Genomic DNA, 22,954 nt, shown 5'->3' on the forward strand with positions numbered 1-22,954 from the left:
ATGATCATGTGGATGTCGGACAAGTACCTCGAAGACCCAGAGAAAGCGAAGATGTTTGCCCACCTGAAAAAAGAGGCAGACATGAAGGTGCCGCGTCGTCATGTTGAGCTGTACGACACCATTTTGGGTTGCCTGGGTTATACCTCTCCTGACGGCGGTATCAACGAAAATAACAACTGGTGCAAACTCCCTGATAGCAAGGCGAAAGCCGCGCAGTAACGCGTCTGGCGAGAATATCGCCAGTTGAAGGGCTTTTTTAATTTAAGGGATTGACGGGGGCGCACCTCAGCAGTAAGATGCGCTCCGCATTCGGCGAGTAGCGCAGCTTGGTAGCGCAACTGGTTTGGGACCAGTGGGTCGGAGGTTCGAATCCTCTCTCGCCGACCACATTTAAAGAAGGGCTAACCGCAAGGTTAGCCCTTTTTGCATTAGCAGCTTACTCATCCTGATTCACCAAAACGCCCCTTATCCCGCCTTCTTCCTGTCTGTTAACGATTTTGTGACATAATCCATTGTATTTTTTTATATATAGATTGATCTTTTTTCGCGTTGCTTATGGATAACCTCAGCATTTTTCGCTGTGCGTTTTAACGTTCGCGGTATTTAGTGCTCAGATAATCACCGTTCTGCAAGAAAATTTACCCGATCTGAATAAAAGTTAATCACTGATTGTTGCGAAATATGAAGATAATTGTGCTGCAACATAGCGAGTAGCATAAATTTCCCTGCTGAAAACTGGCATACATAGTTTTTTTAATCTTTGTTTGCGGTTTCTCACACTCAGCGTAAATCCCCGTCACCTGTATTGACGTTTTCACATTCTGTTGACAGATTGTAGGGCATGAGGGGCATTTCAGGGACGATCTGCGCTGCAACTCAAACGCTCTTCTGAAAGGATTCTCCATCCCTTAAACGCCTTCGGGCATCACCGACCGGACCGGGTAAAAAATAAATAAAGGTCTGGCGGCGTAACACAACAAAGCAAAACATCACATTGGAGCAGAATAATGAGTATTTCCTTGAAGAAGTCAGGGATGCTGAAGCTTGGTCTGAGCCTGGTGGCTATGACCGTGGCAGCAAGCGTACAGGCAAAAACCCTGGTTTACTGTTCTGAAGGCTCGCCGGAAGGCTTTAACCCACAGCTCTTTACCTCTGGTACGACTTACGACGCAAGCTCTGTGCCTATCTATAACCGTCTGGTTGAATTCAAAACCGGTACCACGGAAGTGATCCCAGGTCTGGCGGAGAAGTGGGACGTCAGCGAAGACGGTAAGACCTATACCTTCCACCTGCGCCAGGGCGTGAAGTGGCAGGACAACAAAGAATTCAAACCAACGCGCGATTTTAACGCCGATGACGTTGTGTTCTCCTTCGACCGTCAGAAAAACGCTCAGAACCCATATCACAAAGTGTCTGGCGGCAGCTATGAATACTTCGAAGGGATGGGCCTGCAGGACCTGATCGCTGAAGTGAAAAAAGTGGACGATAAAACCGTTCAGTTCGTGCTGACGCGTCCGGAAGCACCATTCCTGGCTGACCTGGCCATGGACTTCGCCTCTATTCTGTCTAAAGAGTACGCGGACAACATGCTGAAAGCCGGCACCCCGGAGAAAGTGGACCTGAACCCAATCGGTACCGGTCCGTTCCAGCTTCTGCAGTACCAGAAAGATTCCCGTATTCTGTATAAAGCCTTCCCGGGCTTCTGGGGCACCAAGCCGCAGATCGACCGTCTGGTCTTCTCCATCACGCCTGATGCTTCTGTGCGTTACGCAAAACTGCAGAAAAACGAATGCCAGGTCATGCCATACCCGAACCCGGCTGACATCGCGCGCATGAAGCAGGATAAAAACATCAACCTGCTGGAGCAGGCTGGTCTGAACGTGGGTTACCTCTCCTTCAACACCGAGAAGAAACCGTTTGATGACGTGAAAGTCCGTCAGGCGTTGACCTATGCGGTGAATAAAGAAGCGATCATTAAAGCGGTTTATCAGGGCGCGGGTGTTGCCGCCAAGAACCTGATCCCACCAACCATGTGGGGCTATAACGACGACGTTAAAGACTACACCTACGATCCTGAGAAAGCGAAAGCGCTGCTGAAAGAAGCAGGCCAGGATAAAGGCTTTACCGTTGAGCTGTGGGCGATGCCAGTACAGCGTCCGTATAACCCGAACGCACGCCGTATGGCTGAAATGGTTCAGGCTGACTGGGCTAAAGTGGGCGTTCAGGCCAAGATTGTGACCTACGAGTGGGGCGAGTATCTGAAGCGTGCCAAAGCGGGTGAGCATCAGGCGGTGATGATGGGCTGGACCGGTGACAATGGGGATCCGGACAACTTCTTCGCTACCCTGTTCAGCTGTGCAGCCGCGAAAGACGGTTCTAACTACTCTCGCTGGTGCTACAAGCCGTTTGAAGACCTGATCCAGCCGGCGCGTGCGACCGACGATCACAACAAACGTATCGAGCTGTACAAACAGGCTCAGGTTGTGATGCACGATCAGGCTCCGGCTCTGATTGTGGCTCACTCCACCGTGTACGAACCAGTGCGTAAAGAAGTGAAGGGCTACGTGGTTGATCCACTGGGCAAACACCACTTCGAAAACGTCTCTGTTGAATAATAAGTAGGGTGTTCTCCCTCTCCTTCACGGAGAGGGCAGGGGTGAGGGCGTGCATGCATTCCCTCACCCTAATCCTCTCCTGAAGAGAGAGGGAATTTACATTTGTGAGCAATACAGACGTCACGCCAACTGGTTGTACGTCATCAGAGAGAATCCGGGTTATGTTGCAGTTCATCCTCCGACGTCTGGGACTTGTTATCCCCACGTTTATCGGTATCACCCTTCTCACTTTTGCCTTCGTCCATATGATCCCCGGCGACCCGGTAATGATTATGGCGGGCGAGCGTGGTATTTCACCTGAACGCCATGCACAGCTGCTGGCTGAGCTTGGCCTGAACAAACCACTGTGGCAGCAATACCTCAACTATATCTGGGGCGTGTTGCACGGTGATTTAGGGATTTCGCTGAAAAGCCGTCTTCCGGTGTGGGACGAGTTCGTGCCGCGTTTTAAAGCGACACTGGAGCTTGGTGTCTGCGCCATGATTTTCGCCACTGCGGTGGGTATCCCTGTTGGGGTCCTGGCTGCCGTGAAACGTGGCTCTATTTTCGACCATACGGCTGTTGGCCTGGCGCTGACGGGTTACTCCATGCCTATCTTCTGGTGGGGCATGATGCTGATCATGCTGGTCTCGGTGCAGCTAAACCTGACGCCGGTCTCCGGACGCGTCAGCGATATGGTCTTCCTGGATGATACGAATCCTCTGACCGGTTTCATGCTGATCGATACGGCTATCTGGGGCGAAGAGGGTAACTTCATTGATGCGGTGGCACATATGATCCTGCCTGCGATGGTGCTCGGCACCATTCCTCTGGCGGTTATCGTGCGTATGACCCGTTCTTCAATGCTGGAAGTGTTGGGTGAGGATTACATTCGCACCGCACGCGCCAAAGGTCTGACGCGTATGCGCGTCATTATCGTTCACGCCCTGCGTAACGCCATGCTGCCGGTGGTGACCGTTATTGGTCTGCAGGTGGGGACGTTGCTGGCGGGTGCGATTCTGACCGAAACCATCTTCTCATGGCCGGGCCTCGGACGCTGGCTGATTGACGCACTGCAACGCCGTGATTATCCGGTTGTGCAGGGCGGGGTATTGCTGGTCGCGACGATGATTATTCTCGTCAACCTGCTGGTCGATTTGCTCTACGGCGTGGTGAACCCGCGTATTCGTCATAAGAAGTAAGGGGCCATCATGTCACACGTTTCTGAAAATAAAGTGGTTACTGCACCGGTTCCCATGACGCCGCTGCAGGAATTCTGGCACTACTTCAAGCGCAACAAAGGCGCGGTGGTGGGGCTGGTTTATGTCTCTGTCATGATCCTGATTGCGGTGTTTGCCAACGTGCTCGCACCGTATAACCCGGCGGATCAGTTCCGTGATGCGTTGCTGGCACCGCCAGCATGGCAGGACGGCGGTAGCCTGTCGCACCTGCTGGGTACCGATGACGTGGGCCGCGATGTGCTGTCGCGTCTGATGTACGGTGCGCGTCTGTCGCTGCTGGTCGGCTGCCTGGTGGTCGTGTTGTCGCTGGTTATGGGGATCGTACTCGGTCTGGTTGCTGGCTACTTCGGCGGCATTATCGATAACATCATCATGCGTATCGTCGATATCATGCTGGCGCTGCCCAGCTTGCTGTTGGCGCTGGTACTGGTGGCGATTTTTGGTCCGTCGATCAGTAACGCCGCGCTGGCATTAACCTTCGTGGCGCTTCCCCACTATGTGCGACTCACGCGTGCGGCGGTGCTGGTGGAAGTAAACCGCGACTACGTAACGGCCTCCCGCGTGGCGGGTGCTGGCGCGATGCGTCAAATGTTCGTCAACATCTTCCCGAACTGCCTGGCGCCGCTGATTGTTCAGGCGTCGCTCGGTTTCTCTAACGCCATTCTTGATATGGCCGCTCTTGGCTTCCTGGGCATGGGTGCGCAGCCGCCAACACCGGAGTGGGGCACCATGCTCTCCGATGTGTTGCAGTTCGCCCAAAGCGCCTGGTGGGTTGTGACCTTCCCGGGTCTGGCAATCCTGCTGACGGTGCTGGCATTTAACCTGATGGGTGATGGCCTGCGTGATGCACTTGATCCCAAACTGAAGCAGTAAGAGGCACGAGATGGCGTTATTAAATGTAGATAAATTATCGGTGCACTTCGGAGACGAAGGCACTCCGTTTCGCGCCGTGGACCGCATCAGCTACAGCGTAAATCAGGGCGAAGTGGTCGGCATTGTGGGTGAGTCGGGTTCCGGTAAGTCGGTCAGTTCACTGGCCATCATGGGGCTGATTGATTATCCCGGCCGCGTCATGGCCGAAAGTCTGGAGTTTAACGGTCAGGACCTGCAGCGTATCTCCGAAAAGCAGCGCCGCCAGCTGGTTGGTGCGGAAGTGGCGATGATCTTCCAGGACCCAATGACCAGCCTGAACCCTTGTTACACCGTGGGATTCCAGATTATGGAAGCCATCAAGGTGCACCAGGGCGGAAATAAGAAGACCCGGCGTCAGCGTGCGATCGATCTGCTAAATCAGGTCGGTATCCCTGACCCGGCATCGCGTCTGGATGTTTACCCGCACCAGCTCTCCGGTGGGATGAGCCAGCGTGTGATGATCGCCATGGCGATTGCCTGTCGGCCAAAACTGCTGATCGCGGATGAACCGACAACGGCACTGGACGTGACTATCCAGGCGCAGATCATCGAGCTGCTGCTGGAACTGCAGCAGAAAGAGAACATGGCGCTGGTGCTGATTACGCATGACCTGGCGCTGGTGGCCGAAGCGGCGCACAAAATTATCGTGATGTACGCAGGTCAGGTGGTCGAGACTGGACATTCGCACGATATTTTCCGCGCGCCGCGTCACCCGTATACGCAGGCGCTTTTGCGTGCGCTGCCGGAGTTTGCCCAGGACAAAGCACGCCTGGCATCACTTCCGGGCGTCGTACCGGGTAAATATGACCGACCGCAGGGCTGCCTGCTTAATCCGCGTTGTCCGTATGCTACAGACAAATGTCGTGCAGAAGAGCCAGAGCTCAATCTGCTTGCTGACGGTCGTCAGTCGAAATGCCACTACCCACTCGATGATGCCGGGAGGCCAACACTATGAGTACGCAACAGGCCACCACGCAACAACCGCTGTTGCAGGCTATCGACCTGAAAAAATACTATCCGGTGAAGAAGGGGCTGTTTGCGCCTGAACGCCTGGTGAAAGCGCTGGATGGCGTCTCCTTTACCCTTGAACGCGGCAAAACGCTGGCGGTGGTCGGTGAGTCAGGCTGTGGCAAATCGACGTTGGGTCGTTTGCTGACGATGATTGAAGTCCCCACTGGCGGTGAGCTCTATTATCAGGGACAGGACCTGCTCAAGCACGATCCGCAGGCGCAGAAACTGCGCCGTCAGAAAATCCAGATTGTGTTCCAGAATCCGTACGGATCGTTGAACCCGCGTAAAAAAGTGGGACAGATTCTGGAAGAGCCCCTGCTGATTAACAGCAGTCTGAACAAAGAGCAGCGTCGTGAAAAAGCGCTGGCGATGATGGCGAAAGTGGGCCTGAAGACCGAGCATTACGATCGTTATCCGCATATGTTCTCTGGCGGCCAGCGCCAACGTATCGCGATTGCGCGTGGTTTGATGCTCGACCCTGACGTGGTCATCGCCGATGAGCCGGTATCAGCCCTCGACGTTTCTGTGCGTGCGCAGGTGTTGAACCTGATGATGGATCTGCAGCAGGACATGGGGCTGTCGTACGTGTTTATTTCGCACGACCTGTCGGTTGTGGAGCACATTGCCGACGAAGTGATGGTGATGTATCTGGGGCGTTGCGTGGAGAAGGGGACAAAAGAGCAGATCTTTACTCATCCTCGTCACCCGTACACCCAGGCGCTGCTGTCTGCGACCCCGCGTCTGAACCCTGACGATCGTCGTGAGCGTATCAAGCTGACGGGTGAATTGCCCAGCCCGCTGAATCCGCCTCCAGGCTGTGCATTCAACGCCCGCTGCAGTCGCCGCTTTGGCCCGTGCACCCAGTTGCAGCCACAGCTCAAGGATTATGGCGGTCAGCTGGTTGCCTGCTTCGCGGTCGATCAGGATGAGAATGGCGAAAAGCCGATGGCGTAATCCATCAATAAAAAAAACCGGCGCTAAGCCGGTTTTTTTATGTCTGCGTGATTATTTGCGCAGACGGATCTGGTCGACAGCGTGTTTCTCACTCTTGGTGAGGATCAGGCTGGCGCGTTCACGTGTGGGCAGGATGTTCTCTTTCAGGTTCACGTAGTTGATCTCATTCCACAGCCCTCTCGCCACATTAATGGCTTCTTCTTCAGAAAGCTGGGCGTAGTGGTGGAAATAGGAGTCAGGATCGGTGAACGCGCCTTCACGGAACTTCAGGAAGCGGTTGATATACCAGTTCTGCAGCAGGTCTTCCGGCGCATCGACATAAATAGAGAAATCGACGAAGTCAGAGACAAACACATGATGGGGATCGTGAGGATAATCCATCCCGCTTTGCAGGACGTTTAACCCTTCGAGGATCAGGATATCCGGCTGAACCACCGTTTTGTCTCCACCCGGGATGCGATCGTAGATCAGGTGCGAATAGACCGGAGCCGTCACGTTAGGCGCGCCCGATTTCAGGTCAGAGACAAACTTCACCAGACGGTGCATATCATAAGAGAGCGGGAAGCCCTTCTTCTTCATTAGCCCACGTTCCTTTAACACCTCATTCGGGTGCAGGAAACCGTCAGTGGTGATGAGCTCCACGCTGCGGTGTTCTGGCCAGCGGCTCAGTAACGCCTGCAATACACGTGCGGTGGTGCTTTTACCGACGGCCACGCTGCCTGCAATGCTGATGATATAAGGAATGCGTTGGCCGTTCGTCCCGAGGAACTGCTCCAGCACCGCCTGACGGCGCAGGTTGGAGCTGATATAGAAGTTAAGCAAGCGCGAGAGTGGTAAATAGATTTCTGCCACTTCTTCCAGCGACAGATCTTCGTTTATCCCCTTTAACCGTGCGATTTCGCCTTCCGTCAGCGTCATCGGGACGGAGTCACGCAGTGCAGCCCACTGGCTACGGTTAAACTGAAGATAAGGTGTCATTAACGTTTGCTCTTTTTTGCTCATAAGCATGCTTCAGTGAGCCAGCACAACACAGCGCGTCCGGGCTCAACACAGTTAATTTTGGACAATGGGCAGGAGGTTAACACCAGATGACAGGAATAATAAGAAAAAATATGGGGAAGCGATGCTTTACGCGGGAGTCATCACGATACGGTATAAGTGGTGTAAATCGGGCGCTGATGTTGAATTTTTGACCTTGAGTGGATGAATTTACAGCGGTTAACCCTGGTTTCGAATAAAATGTGAGCGAAAGAACGTTTTATGCAATTTTTTAGTTGCATGACTGCGCATGTCTCCATAGAATGCGCGCTACTTGATGCCGACTTAGCTCAGTAGGTAGAGCAACTGACTTGTAATCAGTAGGTCACCAGTTCGATTCCGGTAGTCGGCACCATCAAGTCCGGTGGGGTTCCCGAGCGGCCAAAGGGAGCAGACTGTAAATCTGCCGTCACAGACTTCGAAGGTTCGAATCCTTCCCCCACCACCACTTTCTGGCAGCGTTAAGCCGCCGGAGCTGGTTTGAAAATTGAATCAGCTCGAACCTAAAAAGAGAGAAATCTCTTTTTTTGTTACAGAAAGAACTGGGTAGCCGAGTTTCAGGATGCGGGCATCGTATAATGGCTATTACCTCAGCCTTCCAAGCTGATGATGCGGGTTCGATTCCCGCTGCCCGCTCCAATACGTGCTGATATGGCTCAGTTGGTAGAGCGCACCCTTGGTAAGGGTGAGGTCCCCAGTTCGACTCTGGGTATCAGCACCACTTCACTTCTCCTTCCCGTTTCTCTCTGTTTCAATTTTACTGTATTCAACAATTCAGGCATTTCGCCTGGTTGATGTGGTGATATCACCGATTTATCCGTGTCTTAGAGGGACAATCGATGTCTAAAGAAAAGTTTGAACGTACAAAACCGCACGTTAACGTCGGTACTATCGGCCACGTTGACCATGGTAAAACAACGCTGACCGCTGCAATCACTACCGTTCTGGCTAAAACCTACGGTGGTTCTGCTCGTGCATTCGACCAGATCGATAACGCACCAGAAGAAAAAGCTCGTGGTATCACCATCAACACCTCTCACGTTGAGTACGACACCCCGACTCGCCACTACGCACACGTAGACTGCCCAGGCCACGCCGACTATGTTAAAAACATGATCACCGGTGCTGCGCAGATGGACGGCGCGATCCTGGTTGTTGCTGCGACTGACGGCCCTATGCCTCAGACCCGTGAGCACATCCTGCTGGGTCGTCAGGTAGGCGTTCCTTACATCATCGTGTTCCTGAACAAATGTGACATGGTTGATGACGAAGAGCTGCTGGAACTGGTAGAGATGGAAGTTCGTGAACTGCTGTCTCAGTACGATTTCCCAGGCGACGATACCCCAATCGTTCGTGGTTCCGCGCTGAAAGCGCTGGAAGGCGAAGCAGAGTGGGAAGAGAAAATCATCGAACTGGCTGGCTTCCTGGATTCTTACATTCCAGAACCAGAGCGTGCGATTGACAAGCCGTTCCTGCTGCCAATCGAAGACGTATTCTCCATCTCCGGTCGTGGTACCGTTGTTACCGGTCGTGTTGAGCGCGGTATCATCAAAGTTGGCGAAGAAGTTGAAATCGTTGGTATCAAAGAGACTGCTAAGTCTACCTGTACTGGCGTTGAAATGTTCCGCAAACTGCTGGACGAAGGCCGTGCTGGTGAGAACGTAGGTGTTCTGCTGCGTGGTATCAAACGTGAAGAAATCGAACGTGGTCAGGTACTGGCTAAGCCAGGCTCAATCAAGCCACACACCAAGTTCGAATCTGAAGTGTATATCCTGTCCAAAGACGAAGGCGGCCGTCATACTCCGTTCTTCAAAGGCTACCGTCCACAGTTCTACTTCCGTACAACTGACGTGACCGGTACCATCGAACTGCCAGAAGGCGTTGAGATGGTAATGCCAGGCGACAACATCAAGATGGTTGTGACGCTGATCCACCCAATCGCGATGGACGACGGTCTGCGTTTCGCAATCCGTGAAGGTGGCCGTACCGTTGGCGCGGGCGTGGTTGCTAAAGTTCTCGGCTAATTGCTGATAACATTTGACGCAATGCGCAATAAAAGGGCATCATTTGATGCCCTTTTTGCACGCTTTCAGATCAGAACCTGGCTCATCAGTGATTAAATTTGTCATAATCATTGCTGAGACAGGCTCTGCAGAGAGCGTATAATCCGAAAAGCGAATTAGCATTTCGATTTGGTTTGCCTCGCAATCGCGGGGTGAAAATGTTTGTAGAATACTTCTGACAGGTTGGTTTATGAGTGCGAATACCGAAGCTCAAGGGAGCGGGCGCGGCCTGGAAGCGATGAAATGGGTAGTCGTAGCCGTGCTGCTGATTGTAGCGATTGTCGGCAACTACCTTTATCGTGACATGATGCTGCCGCTACGCGCGCTTGCAGTGGTAATTCTGATTGCTGCAGCGGGTGGTGTCGCGCTGTTGACGACAAAAGGCAAAGCGACTGTCGCTTTTGCTCGCGAAGCGCGTACCGAAGTCCGCAAGGTAATTTGGCCGACTCGCCAGGAAACATTGCACACCACGCTGATCGTAGCGGCGGTTACCGCTGTAATGTCACTGATCCTGTGGGGACTGGATGGTATTCTGGTTCGCCTGGTATCCTTTATCACTGGCCTGAGGTTCTGAGATGTCTGAAGCCCCTAAAAAGCGCTGGTACGTCGTTCAGGCGTTTTCCGGTTTTGAAGGCCGCGTAGCAACGTCGCTGCGTGAGCATATCAAATTACACAACATGGAAGAGTTATTTGGCGAAGTTATGGTTCCGACCGAAGAAGTGGTCGAGATCCGTGGCGGCCAACGTCGCAAAAGCGAGCGTAAATTCTTCCCGGGTTACGTGCTGGTTCAGATGGTTATGAACGACGCGAGCTGGCACCTGGTGCGCAGCGTACCGCGCGTGATGGGCTTTATCGGCGGCACGTCTGACCGTCCGGCGCCAATCAGCGACAAAGAAGTTGATGCGATTATGAACCGCCTGCAGCAGGTGGGGGATAAGCCGCGTCCGAAAACGCTGTTTGAACCGGGTGAAATGGTTCGTGTTAATGACGGTCCGTTTGCTGACTTTAATGGCGTGGTTGAAGAAGTGGACTACGAAAAGTCCCGCCTGAAAGTGTCCGTTTCTATCTTCGGTCGTGCGACCCCGGTAGAGCTGGACTTTGCCCAGGTAGAAAAAGCCTAAGCAGCGATCAAAAAAGCGACGATTTAATCGTTGCACAAGGCGCGAGATTGGAATACAATTTCGCGCCTTTTGTTTTTATGGGCTGCGGCCTGTAAAACGATTTTATTCACGGGGAGCCTCCTTGAGGCGTTATCACCCAATCAGAGGATTTTAGAATGGCTAAGAAAGTACAAGCCTACGTCAAGCTGCAGGTTGCAGCAGGTATGGCGAACCCAAGTCCACCAGTTGGTCCAGCTCTGGGTCAGCAGGGTGTGAACATCATGGAATTCTGTAAAGCGTTCAACGCCAAAACCGAATCCATGGAAAAAGGTCTGCCAATCCCAGTTGTTATCACTGTATACGCTGACCGTTCTTTCACTTTCGTTACCAAAACCCCTCCAGCAGCAGTTCTGCTGAAGAAAGCGGCGGGCATTAAGTCTGGTTCCGGTAAACCGAACAAAGACAAAGTGGGTAAAATTTCCCGCGCTCAGCTGCAGGAAATCGCGCAGACCAAAGCTGCCGACATGACTGGTGCCGACATTGAAGCGATGACTCGCTCAATCGAAGGTACTGCACGTTCCATGGGCCTGGTAGTGGAGGACTAAGAAATGGCTAAACTGACCAAGCGCATGTCCGTGATCCGTGACAAAGTTGATGCGACCAAACAGTACGACATCAACGAAGCTATCGCTCTGCTGAAAGAACTGGCTACCGCTAAGTTCGTTGAAAGCGTTGACGTTGCTGTTAACCTGGGCATCGATGCTCGTAAATCTGATCAGAACGTTCGTGGTGCAACTGTACTGCCACACGGTACTGGCCGTTCCGTACGCGTAGCTGTATTTGCTCAGGGTGCAAACGCTGAAGCGGCTAAAGCTGCCGGCGCTGAACTGGTAGGTATGGAAGATCTGGCTGACCAGATCAAGAAAGGCGAAATGAACTTTGACGTTGTTATTGCTTCTCCAGATGCAATGCGCGTTGTTGGCCAGCTGGGCCAGGTTCTGGGTCCACGCGGCCTGATGCCAAACCCGAAAGTGGGTACTGTAACCCCTAACGTTGCTGAAGCTGTTAAGAACGCTAAAGCAGGTCAGGTTCGTTATCGTAACGACAAAAACGGCATCATCCACACTACCATCGGTAAAGTGGACTTTGACGCTGACAAACTGAAAGAAAACCTGGAAGCTCTGCTGGTTGCGCTGAAAAAAGCAAAACCAACTCAGGCGAAAGGCGTGTACATCAAGAAAGTTAGCATCTCCACCACCATGGGTGCAGGTGTTGCAGTTGACCAGGCTGGCCTGAGCGCTGCTGCAAACTAATGCCTTTACGTGGGCGGTGATTTTGTCTACAATCTTACCCCCACGTTTGCTAACAAAAGTTAGCGGCTAAAAGATTTGTTCGTTGGAGCCTGGCCTAATCCAGGCCTCCGTCGAAGACCGCAGGTGTTTCGCAAGAAACTTAATGCCCTGCGTAGACGGTGACAGAACGCTAAGATTATTTTTGGATACTCTGGCTTGTTTCTGCTCACCGTATTAAGACGCTCTTTCCGTTGGGGAGAGTGAAGTGAGTTCCGGAACATGAGTTCCGGCAAACATCCAGGAGCAAAGCTAATGGCTTTAAATCTTCAAGACAAACAAGCGATTGTTGCTGAAGTCAGCGAAGTAGCCAAAGGCGCGCTGTCTGCAGTAGTTGCGGATTCCCGTGGCGTTACTGTAGACAAAATGACTGAACTGCGTAAAGCAGGTCGTGAAGCTGGCGTATACATGCGTGTTGTTCGTAACACCCTGCTGCGTCGCGTAGTTGAAGGTACTCCTTTCGAGTGCCTGAAAGACACGTTTGTTGGTCCGACCCTTATTGCATACTCTATGGAACACCCGGGCGCTGCTGCTCGTCTGTTCAAAGAGTTCGCGAAAGCGAATGCAAAATTTGAGGTCAAAGCTGCAGCCTTTGAAGGTGAGTTGATCCCGGCATCGCAAATCGATCGCCTGGCAACCCTGCCGACCTACGAAGAAGCAATTGCACGCCTGATGGCAACCATGAAAGAAGCTTCGGCTGGCAAACTGGTTCGCACTCTGGCTGCTGTTCGCGATGCAAAAGAAGCTGCTTAATCGCAGTTATCTTTATAAAGCATTTGCTTACGTATAAACTTATTCTGATTTTCAGGAACAATTTAAATGTCTATCACTAAAGATCAAATCATTGAAGCAGTTGCAGCTATGTCCGTAATGGACGTTGTAGAACTGATCTCTGCAATGGAAGAAAAATTCGGTGTTTCCGCTGCTGCTGCTGTAGCTGTAGCTGCTGGCCCGGTTGAAGCTGCTGAAGAAAAAACTGAATTCGACGTAATTCTGAAAGCTGCTGGCGCTAACAAAGTTGCTGTTATCAAAGCAGTACGTGGCGCAACTGGCCTGGGTCTGAAAGAAGCTAAAGACCTGGTAGAAGCTGCTCCAGCTGCGCTGAAAGAAGGCGTGAGCAAAGACGACGCAGAAGCACTGAAAAAATCTCTGGAAGAAGCTGGCGCTGAAGTTGAAGTTAAATAAGCCAACTTTTCTGGTTGCAGCCTAAGTCATTAGGCTGATGGCTGGTGACTTTTTAGTCACCAGCCTTTTTGCGCTGTAAGGCATCAGTAGCATTTCACACTGTTTGACTACTGGTTGTCCTGACAATGCATGTTTCTATCGACGACTTAATATATTGCGACAGGGTGCGCGCTCTGTGTAAATCGCGACGAAATGATTTAAGCGTGATAGCAACAGGTATTGCGGAAAGTATTCAATTTTCCGGTCCACAAAATGGTGTTGCACAAACTGTCCCTTCGTCGGACAGATGGGTCGACTTGTCAGCGAGCTGAGGAACCCTATGGTTTACTCCTATACCGAGAAAAAACGTATTCGTAAGGATTTTGGTAAACGTCCACAAGTTCTGGACATTCCATATCTCCTTTCTATCCAGCTTGACTCGTTCCAGAAGTTTATCGAGCAAGATCCTGAAGGGCAGTACGGCCTGGAAGCAGCCTTCCGTTCCGTGTTCCCGATTCAGAGCTACAGCGGTAACTCCGAGCTGCAGTACGTCAGCTACCGCCTTGGCGAACCGGTGTTTGACGTTCAGGAATGTCAGATCCGTGGCGTGACCTATTCCGCACCGCTGCGCGTAAAACTGCGTCTGGTGATCTATGAGCGCGAAGCGCCAGAAGGCACCGTAAAAGACATTAAAGAACAAGAAGTCTACATGGGTGAAATTCCACTCATGACAGACAACGGTACTTTCGTCATCAACGGTACTGAGCGTGTTATCGTTTCCCAGCTGCATCGTAGCCCGGGTGTCTTCTTCGACAGCGATAAAGGTAAAACACACTCATCCGGTAAAGTACTGTATAACGCGCGTATCATTCCTTACCGTGGTTCCTGGCTGGACTTCGAGTTCGATCCTAAAGACAACCTGTTTGTCCGTATCGACCGTCGTCGTAAACTGCCTGCGACCATCATTTTGCGTGCGCTGCAATACACCACTGAACAGATCCTGGACCTGTTCTTTGAGAAAGTAATCTTTGAAATCCGCGACAACAAGTTGCAGATGGAGCTGGTGCCAGAGCGTCTGCGTGGTGAGACCGCGTCGTTCGACATCGAAGCCGACGGCAAAGTGTATGTGGAAAAAGGCCGCCGTATTACCGCGCGCCACATCCGTCAGCTGGAAAAAGATGATATCAAACTCATCGAAGTTCCGGTTGAATACATTGCTGGAAAAGTAGCCGCGAAAGATTACGTTGATGAATCAACTGGCGAGCTGATCTGCCCGGCGAACATGGAGCTGAGCCTGGATCTGCTGGCTAAGCTGAGCCAGTCTGGCCACAAACGCATCGAAACGCTGTTCACCAACGATCTGGACCACGGTCCTTATATCTCTGAGACTATCCGCGTCGATCCAACGACCGATCGTCTGAGCGCGCTGGTAGAAATCTACCGCATGATGCGCCCTGGTGAACCACCAACTCGCGAAGCGGCTGAAAGCCTGTTCGAGAACCTGTTCTTCTCCGAAGACCGCTACGATCTGTCCGCGGTTGGTCGTATGAAGTTCAACCGTTCTCTGCTGCGTGATGAGATCGAAGGTTCCGGTATCCTGAGCAAAGACGACATCATCGAAGTGATGAAGAAGCTCATCGATATCCGTAACGGCAAAGGCGAAGTGGACGATATCGACCACCTCGGCAACCGTCGTATCCGTTCCGTAGGCGAAATGGCGGAAAACCAGTTCCGCGTTGGCCTGGTACGTGTTGAGCGTGCGGTGAAAGAGCGTCTGTCTCTGGGCGATCTGGATACCCTGATGCCTCAGGATATGATCAACGCCAAGCCGATTTCTGCAGCAGTGAAAGAGTTCTTCGGTTCCAGCCAACTGTCTCAGTTCATGGACCAGAACAACCCGCTGTCTGAGATCACGCACAAACGTCGTATCTCTGCACTCGGCCCAGGCGGTCTGACCCGTGAACGTGCAGGCTTCGAAGTTCGAGACGTACACCCGACTCACTACGGTCGCGTATGTCCAATCGAAACGCCTGAAGGTCCAAACATCGGTCTGATCAACTCCCTGTCCGTGTACGCACAGACTAACGAATACGGTTTCCTTGAGACGCCGTACCGTAAAGTGACCGACGGTGTTGTAACTGACGAAATTCACTACCTGTCTGCTATCGAAGAAGGCAACTACGTTATTGCTCAGGCGAACTCCAACCTGGATGACGAAGGCCACTTTGTAGAAGATCTGGTTACCTGCCGTAGCAAAGGCGAATCCAGCTTGTTCAGCCGCGACCAGGTTGACTACATGGACGTATCCACCCAGCAGGTGGTATCCGTCGGTGCGTCCCTGATTCCGTTCCTGGAACACGATGACGCCAACCGTGCATTGATGGGTGCGAACATGCAACGTCAGGCCGTTCCAACTCTGCGTGCTGATAAGCCGCTGGTTGGTACCGGTATGGAACGTGCTGTTGCCGTTGACTCCGGTGTTACTGCGGTGGCTAAACGTGGCGGTACTGTTCAGTACGTGGATGCTTCCCGTATCGTTATCAAAGTTAACGAAGACGAGATGTACCCGGGCGAAGCAGGTATCGACATTTATAACCTGACCAAATACACCCGTTCTAACCAGAACACCTGTATCAACCAGATGCCTTGTGTGTCTCTGGGTGAGCCCGTTGAGCGCGGCGACGTGCTGGCAGACGGTCCGTCCACTGACCTCGGTGAACTGGCGCTCGGTCAGAACATGCGCGTAGCGTTCATGCCGTGGAACGGTTACAACTTCGAAGACTCCATCCTCGTCTCCGAGCGTGTGGTTCAGGAAGATCGTTTCACTACCATCCACATTCAGGAACTGGCATGTGTGTCCCGTGACACCAAGCTGGGGCCAGAAGAGATCACCGCTGACATCCCTAACGTGGGTGAAGCTGCGCTCTCCAAACTGGATGAATCCGGTATCGTTTACATCGGTGCAGAAGTGACCGGCGGCGACATTCTGGTTGGTAAGGTAACGCCGAAAGGTGAAACCCAGCTGACGCCAGAAGAGAAACTGCTGCGTGCTATCTTCGGTGAGAAAGCGTCTGACGTTAAAGACTCTTCTCTGCGTGTACCAAACGGTGTTTCCGGTACGGTTATCGATGTTCAGGTCTTCACCCGTGACGGCGTTGAAAAAGATAAGCGTGCGCTGGAAATCGAAGAGATGCAGCTCAAGCAGGCTAAGAAAGACCTGTCTGAAGAACTGCAGATCCTCGAAGCGGGTCTGTTCAGCCGTATCTATGCGGTGCTGGTTGCCGGTGGCGTTGAAGCTGAGAAGCTCGACAAACTGCCACGCGATCGCTGGCTGGAACTGGGCCTGACCGACGAAGAGAAACAAAATCAGCTGGAACAGCTGGCTGAGCAGTATGACGAACTGAAACACGAGTTCGAGAAAAAACTCGAAGCGAAACGCCGTAAAATCACTCAGGGCGACGATCTGGCACCAGGCGTGCTGAAGATTGTTAAGGTGTATCTGGCTGTTAAACGTCAGATCCAGCCTGGTGATAAGATGGCAGGTCGTCACGGTAACAAGGGTGTTATCTCTAAGATCAACCCGATCGAAGATATGCCGCACGATGCTAACGGTACGCCGGTAGATATCGTACTGAACCCACTGGGCGTACCGTCTCGTATGAACATCGGTCAGATTCTGGAAACCCACCTGGGTATGGCTGCGAAAGGTATCGGCGATAAGATCAACGCCATGCTGAAACAGCAGGAAGAAGTCGCGAAACTGCGCGAATTCATCCAGCGTGCCTACGATCTGGGTACCGACGTTCGTCAGAAAGTCGACCTGAGCACCTTCAGCGATGAAGAAGTGCTGCGTCTGGCAGAGAACCTGCGCAAAGGTATGCCGATTGCAACGCCGGTATTCGACGGTGCAAAAGAAGCTGAAATCAAAGAGCTGCTGCAACTGGGTGGTCTGCCAACGTCTGGTCAGATTACGCTGTTTGATGGCCGTACCGGTGAACAGTTCGAGCGTCCGGTAACCGTAGGTTACATGTACATGCTGAAACTGAACCACCTGGTCGACGACAAGATGCACGCTCGTTCTACCGGTTCTTACAGCCTGGTTACTCAGCAGCCGCTGGGTGGTAAGGCGCAGTTCGGTGGTCAGCGCTTCGGGGAGATGGAAGTGTGGGCGCTGGAAGCATACGGCGCAGCATACACCCTGCAGGAAATGCTCACCGTTAAGTCTGATGACGTGAACGGTCGTACCAAGATGTATAAAAACATCGTGGACGGCAATCATCAGATGGAACCGGGCATGCCAGAGTCCTTCAACGTACTGTTGAAAGAGATTCGTTCGCTGGGTATCAACATCGAACTGGAAGACGAGTAATTCTCGCTCAAACAGGTCACTGGTGTCGGGCTAACCCCCGACACCAGATTGTGCTAACTCCGACGGGAGCAAATCCGTGAAAGATTTATTAAAGTTTCTGAAAGCGCAGACTAAAACCGAAGAGTTTGATGCGATCAAAATTGCTCTGGCTTCGCCAGACATGATCCGTTCATGGTCTTTCGGTGAAGTTAAAAAGCCGGAAACCATCAACTACCGTACGTTCAAGCCTGAGCGTGACGGCCTTTTCTGTGCACGAATTTTCGGGCCAGTAAAAGACTACGAGTGCCTGTGCGGTAAGTACAAGCGCCTGAAACACCGTGGTGTGATCTGTGAGAAGTGCGGCGTTGAAGTGACCCAGACCAAAGTGCGCCGTGAGCGCATGGGCCACATCGAACTGGCATCTCCAACTGCGCACATCTGGTTCCTGAAATCTCTGCCGTCCCGTATCGGCCTGCTGCTGGATATGCCGCTGCGCGATATCGAACGTGTTCTGTACTTCGAATCTTATGTGGTTATCGAAGGCGGTATGACGAATCTGGAACGCCACCAGATTCTGACCGAAGAACAGTATCTGGACGCGCTGGAAGAGTTCGGTGACGAATTCGACGCGAAGATGGGTGCGGAAGCTATTCAGGCCCTGCTGAAAAGCATGGACCTGGAGCAAGAGTGCGAGCAGCTGCGTGAAGAGCTGAACGAAACCAACTCCGAAACCAAGCGTAAAAAGCTGACCAAGCGTATCAAACTGCTGGAAGCATTCGTTCAGTCTGGTAACAAACCAGAGTGGATGATCCTGACCGTTCTGCCGGTTCTGCCGCCAGATCTGCGTCCGCTGGTTCCGCTGGATGGTGGTCGTTTCGCAACGTCGGATCTGAACGATCTGTATCGTCGCGTTATCAACCGTAACAACCGTCTGAAACGTCTGCTGGATCTGGCTGCGCCGGACATCATCGTACGTAACGAAAAACGTATGCTGCAGGAAGCGGTAGATGCCCTGCTGGATAACGGTCGTCGCGGTCGTGCGATCACCGGTTCTAACAAACGTCCTCTGAAATCTTTGGCCGATATGATCAAAGGTAAACAGGGTCGTTTCCGTCAGAACCTGCTCGGTAAGCGTGTTGACTACTCCGGTCGTTCTGTTATCACCGTAGGTCCATACCTGCGTCTGCATCAGTGCGGTCTGCCGAAGAAAATGGCACTGGAGCTGTTCAAACCGTTCATCTACGGCAAGCTGGAACTGCGTGGCCTGGCCACCACCATCAAAGCCGCTAAGAAAATGGTTGAGCGTGAAGAAGCTGTCGTTTGGGATATCCTGGACGAAGTTATCCGCGAACACCCGGTACTGCTGAACCGTGCACCAACACTGCACCGTCTGGGTATCCAGGCATTTGAACCGGTACTGATCGAAGGTAAAGCTATCCAGCTGCACCCGCTGGTTTGTGCGGCATATAACGCCGACTTCGATGGTGACCAGATGGCTGTTCACGTACCGCTGACGCTGGAAGCCCAGCTCGAAGCGCGTGCGCTGATGATGTCTACTAACAACATCCTGTCTCCAGCGAACGGTGAACCAATCATCGTTCCTTCTCAGGACGTTGTATTGGGTCTGTACTACATGACCCGCGACTGTGTTAACGCCAAAGGCGAAGGCATGGTGCTGACTGGCCCTAAAGAAGCTGAGCGTATCTATCGCGCTGGCCTGGCCTCTCTGCATGCGCGTGTCAAAGTGCGTATCACTGAATATGAAAAAGATGCTAACGGCGAATTCGTTGCGAAAACCAGCCTGAAAGACACGACCGTTGGCCGTGCCATTCTGTGGATGATCGTACCGAAAGGTCTGCCTTTCTCCATCGTCAACCAGGCGCTGGGTAAGAAAGCGATCTCCAAAATGCTGAACACCTGTTACCGCATTCTGGGTCTGAAGCCGACGGTTATCTTCGCTGACCAGACAATGTACACCGGCTTTGCATATGCAGCGCGTTCAGGTGCATCTGTTGGTATCGATGACATGGTTATCCCAGAGAAGAAACACGAGATCATCTCTGAAGCGGAAGCCGAAGTTGCTGAGATCCAGGAGCAGTTCCAGTCTGGTCTGGTTACCGCGGGCGAACGCTATAACAAAGTTATCGATATCTGGGCTGCGGCGAACGATCGTGTATCCAAAGCGATGATGGATAACCTGCAAACCGAAACCGTGATTAACCGTGACGGCGTAGAAGAGCAGCAGGTTTCCTTCAACAGCATTTACATGATGGCCGACTCCGGTGCGCGTGGTTCTGCAGCACAGATTCGTCAGCTGGCAGGTATGCGTGGTCTGATGGCGAAGCCAGATGGCTCCATCATCGAAACGCCAATCACCGCGAACTTCCGTGAAGGTCTGAACGTACTCCAGTACTTCATCTCTACTCACGGTGCGCGTAAAGGTCTGGCGGATACCGCACTGAAAACTGCGAACTCCGGTTATCTGACGCGTCGTCTGGTTGACGTTGCGCAGGATCTGGTTGTGACCGAAGACGATTGTGGCACCCTCGAAGGTATCACCATGACCCCGGTTATCGAGGGTGGTGATGTTAAAGAGCCGCTGCGCGATCGCGTACTGGGTCGTGTAACCGCGGAAGACATTCTGAAGCCGGGTACCGCAGACATTCTGGTTCCACGCAACACGCTGCTGCACGAACAGTGGTGTGACCTGCTGGAAGCGAACTCTGTTGACTCTGTGAAAGTTCGTTCCGTTGTATCTTGTGACACCGATTTCGGTGTATGTGCGCACTGCTATGGTCGTGACCTGGCGCGTGGCCACATCATCAACAAAGGTGAAGCAATCGGTGTTATCGCGGCACAGTCCATCGGTGAACCGGGTACACAGCTGACGATGCGTACGTTCCACATCGGTGGTGCGGCATCTCGTGCGGCTGCTGAATCCAGCATCCAGGTGAAAAACAAAGGTAGCATCAAGCTCAGCAACGCGAAGTCTGTTGTTAACTCCGCAGGCAAGCTGGTTGTGACCTCTCGTAACACCGAGCTGAAGCTGATCGACGAATTCGGTCGTACCAAAGAGAGCTATAAAGTGCCTTACGGTGCTGTTATGGCGAAAGGTGATGGCGAGCAGGTTGCCGGCGGTGAAACCGTTGCAAACTGGGATCCACACACCATGCCGGTTATCACCGAAGTAAGTGGTTTCATCCGCTTCACTGACATGATCGACGGCCAGACCATTACTCGTCAGACCGACGAGCTGACCGGTCTGTCTTCTCTGGTCGTTCTGGACTCTGCTGAGCGTACTGCCGGTGGTAAAGATCTGCGTCCTGCACTGAAAATCGTTGATGCTCAGGGTAACGACGTTCTGATCCCTGGTACCGATATGCCTGCGCAGTACTTCCTGCCGGGTAAAGCGATTGTACAGCTGGAAGATGGCGTACAGATCAGTTCTGGTGACACCCTGGCGCGTATTCCTCAGGAATCCGGCGGTACCAAGGACATCACCGGTGGTCTGCCACGCGTTGCGGATCTGTTCGAAGCACGTCGTCCGAAAGAGCCTGCAATCCTGGCTGAAATCAGCGGTATCATCTCCTTCGGTAAAGAGACCAAAGGTAAACGCCGTCTGGTTATCACCCCAGTAGATGGCAGCGAGCCGTACGAAGAGATGATTCCTAAGTGGCGTCAGCTCAACGTGTTCGAAGGTGAACGTGTAGAACGTGGTGACGTGGTTTCCGACGGTCCAGAAGCGCCGCACGACATCCTGCGTCTGCGTGGTGTGCATGCTGTTACTCGTTACATCGTTAACGAAGTACAGGACGTATACCGTCTGCAGGGCGTTAAGATTAACGATAAACACATTGAAGTTATCGTTCGTCAGATGCTGCGTAAAGCAACCATCGATAGCGCGGGCAGCTCTGAGTTCCTGGAAGGCGAGCAGGTTGAATACTCACGCGTCAAGATCGCTAACCGCGATCTGGAAGCGAACGGCAAAATCGCTGCGACCTTCTCGCGCGATCTGCTGGGTATCACCAAAGCGTCTCTGGCAACCGAGTCCTTCATCTCTGCAGCATCGTTCCAGGAGACCACGCGTGTCCTGACCGAAGCCGCTGTAGCAGGTAAGCGTGATGAACTGCGCGGTCTGAAAGAGAACGTTATCGTAGGTCGTCTGATCCCGGCTGGTACCGGTTATGCGTACCATCAGGATCGTATGCGTCGTCGTGCTGCAGGCGAACTGCCAGCTGCACCGCAGGTAACTGCTGAAGATGCATCCGCGAGCCTGGCAGAACTGCTGAACGCAGGTCTGGGTGGTTCTGACAACGAGTAATCGTTGATGCAGACATAAAAAAACCCGCTTCGGCGGGTTTTTTTATGTCTGCATATTTTTCAGTTTATCAGCGGTAGCCGACGATACAGTTCAATCATATCGCCCGCCAGGTCCTGAATGACCATCGCGTTCATCAGGTGATCCTGAGAGTGGACGGTGATCAGGTTAACCGGCAGCTTTCCGGTCCCTTCATCAAGACCAATCAGCTGCGTCTGGATGGTGTGGGCATGTTTCACGTATTCACGCGACTCTTCCATTGCCTTTTCGGCTTCGTCAAAGTCACCTTTACGGGCCATCTGCAACGCCGTAAGGGCAGCACTGCGCGCTGCTCCCGCGTTGACCAGCAGTTCCATGATCGTTGTTTCTAAATCTTCCACGGGTCACTCCAGTAATTTAAGCGCTTTTTCCAGGACGACATCACCTTTCATCATGCCGTAATCCATCATGTCGATCACCGCGACCTTTTTACCCAGCGGATCGGCCTGCGCCTGAAGTTTAGCCTGCTCGTATTTAACCTGTGGCCCCAGCAATACGATGTCAGCCGTCGCGATATTATCTTTAAACTCCGCAACCGGAACGGCTTTAATGGTGACTTCAACCCCTTTTTTCTGCGCGGCGTCTTTCATACGTTGAACCAGCATGCTGGTTGACATTCCCGCTGCACAGCATAAAACGATGTTCTTCATAATCAGCCTCGATCTACATGTGTTTATTGATAATTATCCCGTGCAGACCGCTTCAACAACCGCTTTACCGCGATTGTGTGTCAGGCATCACAAAGAAATGGGTGATTTTCTGAAACCGGTTACAATTTTGCATGAAAGTGCACGCTGCCCGTCGAAACGGACAGCGTGGGAGG

17 protein-coding genes, 5 tRNA genes and 1 pseudogene are annotated in these 22,954 nt (G+C 52.6%); 20 read left to right on the forward strand and 3 right to left on the reverse strand.

Features of this window, described 5'->3' with window-relative positions; genetic code table 11:
• From JTA15_RS18715 to dppF, 7 genes and pseudogenes are all read left to right on the forward strand, one after another.
• A pseudogene (locus JTA15_RS18715) lies at nt 1-219 on the forward strand (lipid A phosphoethanolamine transferase); the annotation flags it as partial.
• A gap of 91 nt (nt 220-310) precedes the next feature.
• Nucleotides 311-387, forward strand: a tRNA-Pro gene (locus JTA15_RS18720).
• A 620-nt stretch (nt 388-1,007) separates the two neighbouring features.
• A complete protein-coding gene (gene dppA / locus JTA15_RS18725; protein ID WP_219372591.1) occupies nt 1,008-2,615 on the forward strand; it encodes a dipeptide ABC transporter periplasmic-binding protein DppA in 1,608 nt (535 codons plus the stop codon).
• 161 nt (nt 2,616-2,776) lie between these two features.
• Nucleotides 2,777-3,796 carry a dipeptide ABC transporter permease DppB gene (gene dppB, locus JTA15_RS18730; RefSeq protein WP_020882632.1) on the forward strand — a complete coding sequence of 340 codons (1,020 nt, stop codon included), beginning with the start codon at nt 2,777-2,779 and terminating at the stop codon, nt 3,794-3,796.
• 9 nt (nt 3,797-3,805) lie between these two features.
• Entirely contained in the window at nt 3,806-4,708 is a 903-nt protein-coding gene (gene dppC, locus JTA15_RS18735; RefSeq protein ID WP_014168147.1) for a dipeptide ABC transporter permease DppC, read from the forward strand.
• Between the two features lie 10 nt (nt 4,709-4,718).
• Nucleotides 4,719-5,702, forward strand: coding sequence for a dipeptide ABC transporter ATP-binding protein (dppD, locus tag JTA15_RS18740; RefSeq protein WP_014168148.1), 984 nt, complete (start codon nt 4,719-4,721; stop codon nt 5,700-5,702).
• Nucleotides 5,699-6,712 carry a dipeptide ABC transporter ATP-binding subunit DppF gene (gene dppF, locus JTA15_RS18745; protein ID WP_219372592.1) on the forward strand — a complete coding sequence of 338 codons (1,014 nt, stop codon included), beginning with the start codon at nt 5,699-5,701 and terminating at the stop codon, nt 6,710-6,712. The genes dppD and dppF overlap by 4 nt, the downstream gene beginning before the upstream one ends.
• Nucleotides 6,713-6,763: 51 nt before the next feature.
• On the opposite strand, the gene coaA is transcribed toward dppF, so the two are convergent.
• Nucleotides 6,764-7,714 carry a type I pantothenate kinase gene (gene coaA / locus JTA15_RS18750; RefSeq protein WP_025206418.1) on the reverse strand — a complete coding sequence of 317 codons (951 nt, stop codon included), beginning with the start codon at nt 7,712-7,714 and terminating at the stop codon, nt 6,764-6,766.
• A 315-nt stretch (nt 7,715-8,029) separates the two neighbouring features.
• On the opposite strand from coaA, the gene JTA15_RS18755 reads away from it, so the two are divergent.
• The 13 genes from JTA15_RS18755 (at nt 8,030) to rpoC (ending at nt 22,095) form a co-directional block, all read left to right on the forward strand.
• Nucleotides 8,030-8,105, forward strand: a tRNA-Thr gene (locus tag JTA15_RS18755).
• An 8-nt stretch (nt 8,106-8,113) separates the two neighbouring features.
• A tRNA-Tyr gene (locus JTA15_RS18760) sits at nt 8,114-8,198 on the forward strand.
• 116 nt (nt 8,199-8,314) lie between these two features.
• Nucleotides 8,315-8,389: transfer RNA gene (locus tag JTA15_RS18765), tRNA-Gly, on the forward strand.
• A gap of 6 nt (nt 8,390-8,395) precedes the next feature.
• A tRNA-Thr gene (locus tag JTA15_RS18770) sits at nt 8,396-8,471 on the forward strand.
• A gap of 118 nt (nt 8,472-8,589) precedes the next feature.
• Nucleotides 8,590-9,774 (forward strand): elongation factor Tu, encoded by a 1,185-nt coding sequence (tuf, locus tag JTA15_RS18775; protein WP_014168151.1) that lies wholly within the window; start codon nt 8,590-8,592, stop codon nt 9,772-9,774.
• A 229-nt stretch (nt 9,775-10,003) separates the two neighbouring features.
• A complete protein-coding gene (gene secE, locus JTA15_RS18780; protein WP_003862342.1) occupies nt 10,004-10,387 on the forward strand; it encodes a preprotein translocase subunit SecE in 384 nt (127 codons plus the stop codon).
• 1 nt (nt 10,388) lies between these two features.
• Nucleotides 10,389-10,934 (forward strand): transcription termination/antitermination protein NusG, encoded by a 546-nt coding sequence (nusG, locus tag JTA15_RS18785; protein ID WP_003862341.1) that lies wholly within the window; start codon nt 10,389-10,391, stop codon nt 10,932-10,934.
• 155 nt (nt 10,935-11,089) lie between these two features.
• Entirely contained in the window at nt 11,090-11,518 is a 429-nt protein-coding gene (gene rplK / locus JTA15_RS18790; RefSeq protein ID WP_008808007.1) for a 50S ribosomal protein L11, read from the forward strand.
• A gap of 3 nt (nt 11,519-11,521) precedes the next feature.
• Entirely contained in the window at nt 11,522-12,226 is a 705-nt protein-coding gene (rplA, locus tag JTA15_RS18795; RefSeq protein WP_006810530.1) for a 50S ribosomal protein L1, read from the forward strand.
• Nucleotides 12,227-12,517: 291 nt separating this feature from the next.
• Complete coding sequence (gene rplJ, locus JTA15_RS18800; protein ID WP_004097644.1) at nt 12,518-13,015, forward strand: 50S ribosomal protein L10; 498 nt, start codon at nt 12,518-12,520, stop codon at nt 13,013-13,015.
• A gap of 66 nt (nt 13,016-13,081) precedes the next feature.
• On the forward strand, nt 13,082-13,447 hold the full coding sequence (rplL, locus tag JTA15_RS18805) for a 50S ribosomal protein L7/L12 (RefSeq protein ID WP_014168154.1): 366 nt from the start codon (nt 13,082-13,084) through the stop codon (nt 13,445-13,447).
• A 319-nt stretch (nt 13,448-13,766) separates the two neighbouring features.
• Complete coding sequence (gene rpoB, locus JTA15_RS18810; protein ID WP_020882980.1) at nt 13,767-17,795, forward strand: DNA-directed RNA polymerase subunit beta; 4,029 nt, start codon at nt 13,767-13,769, stop codon at nt 17,793-17,795.
• Nucleotides 17,796-17,871: 76 nt separating this feature from the next.
• The gene (gene rpoC, locus JTA15_RS18815; protein ID WP_014168156.1) at nt 17,872-22,095 is read left to right on the forward strand and encodes a DNA-directed RNA polymerase subunit beta'; all 4,224 of its coding nucleotides are present in this window, start codon (nt 17,872-17,874) and stop codon (nt 22,093-22,095) included.
• A 59-nt stretch (nt 22,096-22,154) separates the two neighbouring features.
• On the opposite strand, the gene JTA15_RS18820 is transcribed toward rpoC, so the two are convergent.
• Both JTA15_RS18820 and JTA15_RS18825 read right to left on the reverse strand, forming a co-directional pair.
• Entirely contained in the window at nt 22,155-22,472 is a 318-nt protein-coding gene (locus tag JTA15_RS18820; RefSeq protein WP_014168157.1) for a PTS lactose/cellobiose transporter subunit IIA, read from the reverse strand.
• Nucleotides 22,473-22,475: 3 nt separating this feature from the next.
• Nucleotides 22,476-22,781, reverse strand: a complete 306-nt coding sequence (locus JTA15_RS18825) for a PTS sugar transporter subunit IIB (RefSeq protein WP_014068453.1) — start codon at nt 22,779-22,781, stop codon at nt 22,476-22,478.
• Nucleotides 22,782-22,954 lie beyond the last annotated feature (173 nt).

Origin of the sequence: Enterobacter sp. BIDMC 29 (assembly GCF_019378755.1) — a bacterium.
Classification (GTDB): Bacteria; Pseudomonadota; Gammaproteobacteria; order Enterobacterales; family Enterobacteriaceae; genus Enterobacter; species Enterobacter ludwigii.

What these genes read in the sequence shown, in the direction of transcription:
- dppA (WP_219372591.1), top strand. Translation starts at nt 1,008, where the DNA reads ATGAGTATTTCCTTGAAGAAGTCAGGGATGCTGAAGCTTGGTCTGAGC.
- dppB (WP_020882632.1), top strand. Translation starts at nt 2,777, where the DNA reads ATGTTGCAGTTCATCCTCCGACGTCTGGGACTTGTTATCCCCACGTTT.
- dppC (WP_014168147.1), top strand. Translation starts at nt 3,806, where the DNA reads ATGTCACACGTTTCTGAAAATAAAGTGGTTACTGCACCGGTTCCCATG.
- dppD (WP_014168148.1), top strand. Translation starts at nt 4,719, where the DNA reads ATGGCGTTATTAAATGTAGATAAATTATCGGTGCACTTCGGAGACGAA.
- dppF (WP_219372592.1), top strand. Translation starts at nt 5,699, where the DNA reads ATGAGTACGCAACAGGCCACCACGCAACAACCGCTGTTGCAGGCTATC.
- coaA (WP_025206418.1), bottom strand. Translation starts at nt 7,714, where the DNA reads ATGAGCAAAAAAGAGCAAACGTTAATGACACCTTATCTTCAGTTTAAC.
- tuf (WP_014168151.1), top strand. Translation starts at nt 8,590, where the DNA reads ATGTCTAAAGAAAAGTTTGAACGTACAAAACCGCACGTTAACGTCGGT.
- secE (WP_003862342.1), top strand. Translation starts at nt 10,004, where the DNA reads ATGAGTGCGAATACCGAAGCTCAAGGGAGCGGGCGCGGCCTGGAAGCG.
- nusG (WP_003862341.1), top strand. Translation starts at nt 10,389, where the DNA reads ATGTCTGAAGCCCCTAAAAAGCGCTGGTACGTCGTTCAGGCGTTTTCC.
- rplK (WP_008808007.1), top strand. Translation starts at nt 11,090, where the DNA reads ATGGCTAAGAAAGTACAAGCCTACGTCAAGCTGCAGGTTGCAGCAGGT.
- rplA (WP_006810530.1), top strand. Translation starts at nt 11,522, where the DNA reads ATGGCTAAACTGACCAAGCGCATGTCCGTGATCCGTGACAAAGTTGAT.
- rplJ (WP_004097644.1), top strand. Translation starts at nt 12,518, where the DNA reads ATGGCTTTAAATCTTCAAGACAAACAAGCGATTGTTGCTGAAGTCAGC.
- rplL (WP_014168154.1), top strand. Translation starts at nt 13,082, where the DNA reads ATGTCTATCACTAAAGATCAAATCATTGAAGCAGTTGCAGCTATGTCC.
- rpoB (WP_020882980.1), top strand. Translation starts at nt 13,767, where the DNA reads ATGGTTTACTCCTATACCGAGAAAAAACGTATTCGTAAGGATTTTGGT.
- JTA15_RS18825 (WP_014068453.1), bottom strand. Translation starts at nt 22,781, where the DNA reads ATGAAGAACATCGTTTTATGCTGTGCAGCGGGAATGTCAACCAGCATG.